At 50.9% G+C, this 10635-nt stretch carries 1 protein-coding gene; it reads right to left on the bottom strand.

Annotated elements, in window-relative coordinates; genetic code table 11:
• Window positions 1-13: 13 nt before the first annotated feature.
• Window positions 14-10609, bottom strand: coding sequence for a non-ribosomal peptide synthetase (locus tag I8U23_RS02970; protein WP_198050714.1), 10596 nt, complete (start codon window positions 10607-10609; stop codon window positions 14-16).
• Window positions 10610-10635 lie beyond the last annotated feature (26 nt).

Genomic DNA, 10635 nt, shown 5'->3' on the forward strand with positions numbered 1-10635 from the left:
GGATGTATTTTCTTTATTTCACCAAGACTTCTTCCCGGCAAAAGTCCACAATTCTTTTCAGATGATGGAGATAGAGGTTTTTCAGTTGTTCAATCGTCTCCCGATGATACAGCGTTTGGTGGTAGCGAATCAGCGTGACCAGTTCCCCGTTTTCAACAAACAAACTGAAATCCAGTTTATACGGCCACTGAGCCAGGGGATGAACCCCTTCTCCCACCGGCAGGGACACGATTTGGATGTCCTCCTTCTCCACATCCCGGACAAACTCCCCTTGATAGTTGAAGTTGATCTCAGGTTTGAGCCGGAACGAAAGATCTTGTTTGTTTTCGGGACGGGTTAAATATTTGAGAATCCCGTATCCGATTCCTTTATTGGGAACCCGCCGCAAGACTTCTTTCACATACGGAATGACTTCGGCCGGATTTTTGGAATCTTGTTCAAACACGACCGGATACATAGATGTAAACCATCCGACGGTCCTGGTCAAATCCACCCCGTCAATCACTTCCTCCCGGCCGTGCCCTTCCAATTGGACCGCCACCTTGCCATGGGTCCAACTGTTCAAGGTCATCACCAAGCCCGACAACAACAAATCATTCATCTCCGTCTGGTAAGCGCGATGCGCCCCGGACAACAAGTCACCGGTTTCCTCTTTCGGGAGGCGTCCCCAAACGATGCCGATATGCTGATTGGCATAATCCGACGTTTCTTTTTTATCGACCGGAAGTTTTGGAACCTGGAGGCGGTCGGTCGCTTTCCAATACGGAATTTCAGCAAGCAACGCCGGACTGTTCGCAAACTCTTGCAATTGATGGCTCCATGATTGAAACGAAGTCGTTTTTTGCGGCAAAGCCAAGGGTTCCCCGTCCAATTGTTGCTGGTACGCAGTATGGAGATCTTCGGACAGCACCCTCCAGGAAACGGCATCCATCACCAAATGGTGGATAATGATCAGCAAGTAATCCCCTTCGCCGGTATGGAAAATCCCCAGGCGGATCAACGGCCCGCCATGGATGCGAAGCGATTGATGCAAACGGTTGGCTTCTCTTTTCATCACTTCCGAAAGGTCTTCGCTGTTGACATCAAACTCGTGGATGGAGAAAAATTCCCCTTCCACATCCCGGTTCCATGCCTTCACCTGGTGATCTTCCCGCTTAAACGACATCCTCAAGGCGTCGTGATGGGTCACCAATGCATGGAAAACCGGTTTTAACACGTCGGCATCCCATCCTTGTTTCCGGTACAGGACAATGGCCATGTTCCATTGATCCGGATAATCCGTCTGCTCAAACATCCAACGCTGAATCGGGGTCAGCGCAACTTCCCCCGTCACCACTTCATCTTCCCGGTCTTCATCGATGGGGAAAACATGCGGTGCCAATTCTTCAATGGTCGGATGTTGGAACAAATCTTTCAATCTCATTTTCAGCCGGTACGGTTTCAAGCGGGAAGCAATTTGCATCGCTTTGATGGAATCGCCACCAAGCTCAAAAAACTGATCATGGATCCCCACCCGGTCCAGATGCAAAATTTCCTGCCACAGCTCCGCCAGGATGCGTTCCTTTTCATTGCGGGGCGCCGCATATTCCACGCCGGTTTGCATCTGTTTGGGTTTGGGAAGCATGTTTTTGTCCACTTTACCGTTGGCATTCAACGGCAGTTGCTCCATCTGCATGAAGTAAGCCGGAATCATGTAATCAGGCAATTCTTTCCCCAGGTACTGCCGCAATGCAGGAATGGAACAGGACTCCGATGCCGTGAAATATGCACACAAATGCAACTGATTTTGTTCGTCGGTTTGCGCCACCACCACGGCTTCTTTCACGGTCGGGTAACTTAACAACTTGTCGGCCACTTCCCCGGGCTCAATGCGGTAACCGCGGATTTTCACCTGTTCATCCATCCGCCCCAGAAACTCCAAGCGCCCGTCCGGCAGCCACCGCACCAGGTCTCCGGTCCGGTACATCTTTTGCCCCGGCACATAAGGGTTGGGCACAAACTTCTCCGCCGTCAGCTCCGGCCGGTTCAAATATCCCCGGGCCAGACTTTCCCCGCTGACGCACAGCTCGCCCGGCACGCCGATTGGCTGCAATTGCTGATGTTCATTCAACACATACACTTGGTTATTGGCCACCGGTTTTCCAATCGTGACGGGTTCATCCGGACGCACCGGGGTGCTCGTCGTCACCACCGTGTTCTCCGTCGGACCGTAATTGTTGACCACCGTGTAGTTCTGCGGCAACACCCGGCCCAACCGGTCCCCTCCGGTCAGCAACACTCTCAGGCTGCGGTTTTCCAGCTGCATAAATTGCTCCGCCACCGGCGTCGGCAGAAAAGCAACCGTGATCCCTTGTTCCTCCATGTACCGGTTCAGTGCCTCCAGATCATAACGCATGGCCTCTTCAATGATGTGAAGCGACGCTCCCGCCATCCAAGTCGGGAAAATCTCCCATACCGAGGCATCAAATCCGACCCCTGCGTATTTGATGCTCTTATCTTCCGGTGTCACCTGAAATTCACGGATATGCCACTCGCACAAATTGATCAGGGAGGCGTGTTCCACCATCACGCCTTTGGGTTTTCCGGTGGAACCGGACGTATAGATCACGTAGGCCAAATCCCGTTCTTTGTTCACCGGTGCGGGGTTGTCATCGGATTCGCCCCGGAAATCTTTGGTTTTCATATCCCAAACTTCCACGCCGGAACTGCCGGGAACGGCCGGACGATCCGTAAGAAGCAGGGAAGCCCCGCTGTCTTTCAACATATATTGGATCCGGTCCGCCGGATATTGCGGATCAATCGGAACGTACGCCGCCCCTGCTTTCAAGACACCGAGAACCGCCGCCATCATCTCTTTGGACGGGGACATCAGGATGCCGACCAGTTGCTCGCGGCCGATCCCTTTCTTCCTCAGCGCATGGGCCAGGCGGTTGGCCTGCCGGTTCAACTCTTCATAAGTCCATCGTTCTTCGCCGCAAACCACCGCCACCCGGTCCGGTTGCTTTTCCACCCGTTCTTCAAACCAGGACGGAATCGTTCTTCCCCGCGGATACTCCAGACGGGTTTGGTTAAAGGTTTGCAATATCTCCCATTTCTCTTCCAACGTGGGAAGCTCAATCTCGCACAGCCGAATTCCGGGATCATCCACAATCTGTTCGAGAATATGAACAAAGTGGCCAATCATACGCCGGATGGTCCCGGGCTTGAACAGGCAAGTGCTGTATTCGACAACCCCTTTGAATGTTTCCTCATCTTCCGCCATCATCCAGCTCAAATCAAATTTCGATTTTTTCCATTCAATCTCCCCTTGGCGAATTTTCAATCCTTGCAGTTTAAAAACCGGCATGTCGATATTCTGCATGGCAAACATGGTGTCAAAAAGGGGATTGCGGCTCAAATCGCGCTGGGTATCCAACTTTTCCACCAATTCCTCAAACGGATAATCCTGATGCTCATACATTTGCAGGACGCGTTCCTTCACCTGTTCCAAAAAGACTGTGAACGGAAGTTGCAAATCAATCCGGTTGCGAACCACAAGCGTATTGGCAAACATCCCCACCATGGACTCCAAACCGGCATACGATCTTCCGGCAATCGGCGAGCCGACAATGATGTCGTTTTTGCCGGTATATTTCGCCAACAGCAAATTGTACGCGGCCAAGAGTGCCATATACGGAGTCGCTTTTTTCTCATCCACAAGCCGTTTCAATTTCCGGGTTAATCGGTGCTCGATTTCGAAAGTCATATGGTCCCCGTCAAACCGTTGTACGGAAGGTCGCGGGTAATCCGTGGGCAAATCCAGAACCGGAAGTTCGCCGGAAAGTTCATTCATCCAATACTGCTCGTGTTTTTTCCATGTATCCTTTTGTTTTTCCTTTTGTTGCCAGACGGCATAATCCTTGTATTGCAGGGACACCGGCGGCAACGTTTCTCCCTGCAGGCATTTCATCAAATCCTGAAACAGGATGTTCATCGAGACACCGTCGGAAATGATGTGATGCATGTCGATGACCAAGATCTGTTCTTCTTCCTTGGCATGTTCGATCATTCCGACCCGGATCAACGGAGCTTTCTCCAAATCAAACGGACGGATGAACTGTTGAATTTTTTGTTTCACATCCGGACGGTCTTGGGCTTGATAACACTCCACCCGGACCTCCACATCGGTGTGAATTTTTTGCATCAATTCGCCATCAATGAGATGAAACGAAGTACGCAAGGATTCGTGCCGTTCCACCAGTGCCCGGAATGCTTCTTCGAGACGGGAAACCGGCAAATTTCCTCGGATGGAAAAGGCATGGGGCATGTTGTAACCGGTGCCCATTCCTTCCAGTTGCCCGACCACATACAACCGTTTCTGTGCGGATGAAACCGGATAATAAGCTTGTTTGGGTGCCGGAGCGATGGTGACATGTTCAGCCGTTTTTTGATTTTCGATGTATGCGGCCATCTCCTTGACCACGGGACGGGCAAAAATCTCCCGCAAAGGCAGTTCCGTATGCATCCTCTTGTGGACTTGCGCCGACAACATCATACCTTTGAGGGAGTTGCCGCCTTTTTCAAAGAAGCTGTCATGGACTCCGATTTGTTTGGTATGGAGAATCTCCTTCAAGATTTCGATCAACTGCTCCTCGGCGGGAGTGGCCGGTGCGTCATCCTTGCTTCGGATTGTGGCGGCTTCCGGCAACGGCAATGCTTTTTTGTCCACTTTGCCGTTTCGGGTCAAGGGGAGTTTCTCCATTTCGATAAAGTGAACCGGAACCATATAGTCAGGCAATTTCAAACTTAAATGCTCCCGTAATTCTTCTGCGGAACAAGGAGACGACGCTGCGAAATATGCGCATAACTCCGGTTCTTGAGAAGGATTCAGCTGCACGGTGACAAAGGCCTCCCGGACGGAAGCATGCTCCAACAAACGGTTGGCGATTTCCCCGGGCTCAATGCGGTAACCGCGGATTTTCACCTGTTCATCCATCCGCCCCAGAAACTCCAAGCGCCCGTCCGGCAGCCACCGCACCAGGTCTCCGGTCCGGTACATCTTTTGCCCCGGCACATAAGGGTTGGGCACAAACTTCTCCGCCGTCAGCTCCGGCCGGTTCAAATATCCCCGGGCCAGACTTTCCCCGCTGACGCACAGCTCGCCCGGCACGCCGATTGGCTGCAATTGCTGATGTTCATTCAACACATACACTTGGTTATTGGCCACCGGTTTTCCAATCGTGACGGGTTCATCCGGACGCACCGGGGTGCTCGTCGTCACCACCGTGTTCTCCGTCGGACCGTAATTGTTGACCACCGTGTAGTTCTGCGGCAACACCCGGCCCAACCGGTCCCCTCCGGTCAGCAACACTCTCAGGCTGCGGTTTTCCAGCTGCATAAATTGCTCCGCCACCGGCGTCGGCAGAAAAGCAACCGTGATCCCTTGTTCCTCCATGTACCGGTTCAGTGCCTCCAGATCATAACGCATGGCCTCTTCAATGATGTGAAGCGACGCTCCCGCCATCCAAGTCGGGAAAATCTCCCATACCGAGGCATCAAATCCGACCCCTGCGTATTTGATGCTCTTATCTTCCGGTGTCACCTGAAATTCACGGATATGCCACTCGCACAAATTGATCAGGGAGGCGTGTTCCACCATCACGCCTTTGGGTTTTCCGGTGGAACCGGACGTATAGATCACGTAGGCCAAATCCCGTTCTTTGTTCACCGGTGCGGGGTTGTCATCGGATTCGCCCCGGAAATCTTTGGTTTTCATATCCCAAACTTCCACGCCGGAACTGCCGGGAACGGCCGGACGATCCGTAAGAAGCAGGGAAGCCCCGCTGTCTTTCAACATATATTGGATCCGGTCCGCCGGATATTGCGGATCAATCGGAACGTACGCCGCCCCTGCTTTCAAGACACCGAGAACCGCCGCCATCATCTCTTTGGACGGGGACATCAGGATGCCGACCAGTTGCTCGCGGCCGATCCCTTTCTTCCTCAATGCATGGGCCAGGCGGTTGGCCTGCCGGTTTAACTCTTCATAAGTCCACCGTTCTTCGCCGCAAACCACCGCCACCCGGTCCGGTTGCTTTTCCACCCGTTCTTCAAACCAGGACGGAATCGTTCTTCCCCGCGGATACTCCAGACGATACGCATTGAAATTGTTTAACACCTGATGCTCTTCATCCGGCGTGATCAATTTGATGTCAGACAGGCGAAGGTCCGGATTCTCCGTGATTTGCTTCAAAATATGAAGATAATGGCGAACCATTCTTTTTACCGTTTCCGGCTTGAACAGATGCGTGGCAAATTCCACGATCCCTTTGATTTTCTCATCTTCAATCAGGATCCAGCTCATATCAAACTTGGATTTTTTCCAATCCCATTCAACCAGTTCCAGCGAAAAATCCCGGAACTGAAGGGCCGGCAATTCATTCTTTTGCAAAGAAAACATGGTGTCAAAAAGAGGATTCCGGCTTAAATCCCGTTCTGCCCCCAATTTTTCCACCAGTTCTTCAAAGGGATAATCCTGATGCTCTGCCATCTCCAGGATTTGTTCTTTCAATTGCGCGAGAAACCGGGCAAACGATACATCCGGTGTCGGCCGGGTTCGGACCGCCAGCGTGTTGGCAAACATGCCCACCATGGTCTCCAGGTCCGCATGCGGCCTTCCGGCGATGGGGGACCCGACAATCAAATCCTCTTGCCCCGCGTACTTGGAGAGCAGGACATGATAAGCGGCAAACAACACCATATACATCGTTGCATTCTGCTCATCGGCCAGCTGCCTTAATTGATCCGACAATCCCGCATCCATTTCAAAAGGAAGCTGATCCCCGTCAAAACGCTGAACTTTCGGGCGCGGAAAGTCGGTCGGCAATTGCAAAACGGGCAACTCGCCGGAAAGTTCATTCAACCAGTACTCCTCATGTTTTTTCCAACGGTCTTTTTGTTTCTCATGTTGTTGCCAATAAGCATAATCCTTGTATTGCAATGGAAGCGAAGGCAACTCTTCACCTTGCATCCGCCGCGAAAAATCGGAAAACCATTGCCGGATCGAAACACCATCAGCCACGATATGATGAAAATCCAATAACAGATACTTCTCGCGGGTGTCCGTACGTTCCAACACCCCGGCACGCATCAACGGCGCCTTTTGCAAATCAAACGGGCGGATAAATTCTTGAATGACACGTTTTTCTTGCCGTTTCCCGCCGGCTTGGTACTGCTCGACGACCAATCGGGCATCGGGATGAATTTTCTGCCTTAATTCCCCGTTAATCATGTGGAAAGACGTTCTCAACGATTCATGCCGGTCCACCAAAGATTGCAAGACGCTCTTTAAACCGGGAACGGACAAATCGCCGTGAATCCGGAATACATAAGGCATATTGTAACTGGTGCCGCTTCCTTCCAGTTGGCTGACCATATATAAGCGCTTCTGCGCGGAAGTCACCGGATAATCCTTCATCTCCGGTGCCGGGGCAATCCCGGTGTATTCTTTTTTGCCCTTATTCTGCAAAAAGGCCGCTTGTTGCTGCACCGTCGGCCGGGCAAAAATCTCTCTTAGCGGCAAGTCTGCATTCAATTCCTTGCTCACCCGCGAAGAAAGCATCATCGCTTTCAGGGAGTGTCCCCCCAGGTCAAAGAAGTTGTCATGAATCCCGACTTGGTCCGCATCCAAAACTTCCTGCCAGACTTTTACCAGCTTTTCTTCCACGGGGTTCGTGGGGGCAACATAATCCCTTTTGTTCTCCAACGCTTCGGCCGGTTTGGGAAGCGCCCGCAAGTCCACTTTTCCATTGGGCGTAAACGGAAGTTGATCCAATTTTACAAAGTAATCGGGGATCATGTATTCCGGCAACGCTTTGGTCATGTGCTCACGCAATGCAGAAGGTGAAACATCCTTTTTCAACACAACATAAGCACACAAATAGGAATGCCCGTTCTGATCTTTATCGGCCAAAACCACCGCATTCAGCACATCGGGATGGGCAAACAACCTCTTTTCCACTTCACCGGTCTCAATGCGGTGTCCCCGGATTTTCACCTGATTATCCATCCGCTCCAAATATTCCAAATGGCCATCCGGCAACAGGCGAACCAAATCCCCGGTGCGGTACATGCGTTGACCGGGATGGAACGGATCCGGAACAAAGCGGGTTTCATTTAATTCGGGACGGTTTAAATACGCTTTGGCCACTCCGTCGCCACTGACGCAAAGTTCACCGGGAATGCCGGGCGGTTGAAGATTTCCCCATGGGTCCAACACATACAGCTTGGTGTTGTTCAGCGGCTTTCCAATCGGTACACGATGGGTGGCCAACACTGACGGATCAATGGAATAAGTCGCGGCAAAAACCGTGGTTTCCGTCGGTCCGTACCCGTTGATCAGTCGGTTTCCGCCCAGTGCTTGCACTGCCTTTTGAACATGTTTGACCGAAGCCTTTTCCCCGCCAAAGACAATTTTGCGCAAGCTCTTTAAACAATCAAGATCCAAATCCACAACCGTGTTAAACAGGGAAGTGGTCATAAAGGCGACGGTAATCTCTTCCTCTCGGATCAATTTGGTCAGCTCCGCAAAGTCTTTGGAAGCCTCTTTGGGCACCAAAACCAGCGTCGCTCCGTTCAACAAGGCATTGTAGATATCAAACGTGGATCCGTCAAAACAATAGTTTGACAACTGCAACAGCCGGTCCCCGGCATGCACCTGTATGTACCCGTTGTTGATGACCGTCCGCATCACATTGTAATGCATGGTCAAAATGCCTTTGGGCTTGCCGGTCGATCCGGAAGTATACATGACGTAAAGAAGATCATCCGGCTGATTGACATTCTCCGGGTTGCTTTTTTCCTCCCCCGCCCATTCGCCGGGAGCCAGTTCAACCACTCGCCCTTTATAACCGGCAGGCACTTTCAGTCCCGGCTGCACCATGAGAACCGGAGCACCGGCATCTTCCAGCATAAATTCCTTCCGTCCAGCGGGATATTCCGGATCAATCGGCATATAAGCCCCACCGGCTTTGACGGCCGCCAGCATGCCGATCATCATTTCAAAGGAGCGTTCCGTCATCAATCCGACAATGTCCCCGCGCCGGACGCCTTGTTTCCTCAACACTCTCGCCAGCTGATTGGCTTGTTCATTCAACTCTTTGTAAGTCATCGTATTTCCCCGGAATTTCAAGGCGATTTGCTGCGGGGATTTTTCCGCCTGTTCTTCAAAAATCTCCTGAACGGTTTTATCGCGCGGATAATCCGCATCCGTTTGATTCCATGCAAACCACTGCTGCTTTTCCGAAGGGGAAACCAGTTCAATGTCTTTCAAGCGGCAATCCGGATTTCCAATGACTTGGCGGACAATCCGTTCAAAGTGGCGGAAACAGGATTCCACGTCTTCTCTTTGGTAAACATGTCCGTTGTATTGAAACAAAATGGTGAATTTCTCACAGGGCACCACAATCACATTAAAGTCATAGTTGGTTTTTTCAAACGTGCTCTTGGCATCCGTCACGACAAACCCCAATTGATGCCGGTATTTATGGAAAATATTCGAATCAAACACATAGTTTTCAAACACAACAATATGGTCAACCAATGAATCGCCGCATTGCGCCGCTTTCTGAATATCGGTCAACGAAGCATAATCATACGGCTCCGAGGCCAGCGCCGCTTGTTGAACTTGTTTGGCCAGGTCTGTAAAACGGTCATCGCCACTTGCTTTGACCCGCACGGGAATGGTGTTGATGAACAAACCGACGATCTCCTGGATCCGGGGAATGTCTTTGTTCCTTCCGGAGACCACGGAACCGAACACCACATCGTCCGTGTGATTGTACCGTTGCAACATCAATCCCCAGATTGTTTGGAATACATTGTTCAGGGTGAGATGATGTTCACGGGCAAATTGATTGAATTGCCTGGTCAACGTTTCATCCAGTGAACAACGGACTTCCTCCAACTTGTAATCATCGCCGCGGGCGGTCTTCGCTCCCGGAATTTTGGCATGTCCTTCATACCCGGCCAAATACTGTTTCCAATATTGTTCTGTTTCTTTGGGATCCTGCTTTTCCAGCCAACGGATCAATTCACGATATTGCGTCACTTTTTTGTGGGGAACGGGCTCGTGATTTTTCAACTTCCCATAAATTTCGAACAAATCTTCAAACACGATCCCCATGCACCATCCGTCCAAAAGGATGTGGTGGCTGCTGAACACGATTTGATACTGTTGGGACCCTGTTTTCAACACGGAAACACGCAATAACAAATCTTTGGACAAATCAAACGGTTTGGTTTGATCTTTTCGGATCCATGCTTCAACCTTTTGATTCCGCTCATCTTCCGGAAGATGGGAAAAATCCTGATACTGAATCTTTGCTTCGCGCTCTTGCAAAACCACCTGACGTGGTTTTTTCAGCTTTTTATAAATAAACACAGTCCGGAAAATGTCATATCGTTCAATCAAAACATTTAAACTCTTTTCAAACAGTCCGGGATCAAAATCCCCCTCCACCTGGATCAACAATTGTTTGAAATAAGAATTCCCCTGGTCATATAACGAGTGAAACAGCATGGCCTCTTGCATGGGAGACAAAGAATAGATGTCCACCTGTTTTTTATCCATAACCGATCTCCTCCAATAGTCAGACA

The organism is Thermoactinomyces sp. CICC 10735 (genome assembly GCF_016055175.1).
In the GTDB taxonomy this organism is placed as follows: domain Bacteria; phylum Bacillota; class Bacilli; order Thermoactinomycetales; family Thermoactinomycetaceae; genus Thermoactinomyces; species Thermoactinomyces vulgaris.

Excerpts from the sequence above, each read along its gene's own strand:
- I8U23_RS02970 (WP_198050714.1), bottom strand. The coding sequence starts at position 10,609 with ATGGATAAAAAACAGGTGGACATCTATTCTTTGTCTCCCATGCAAGAG.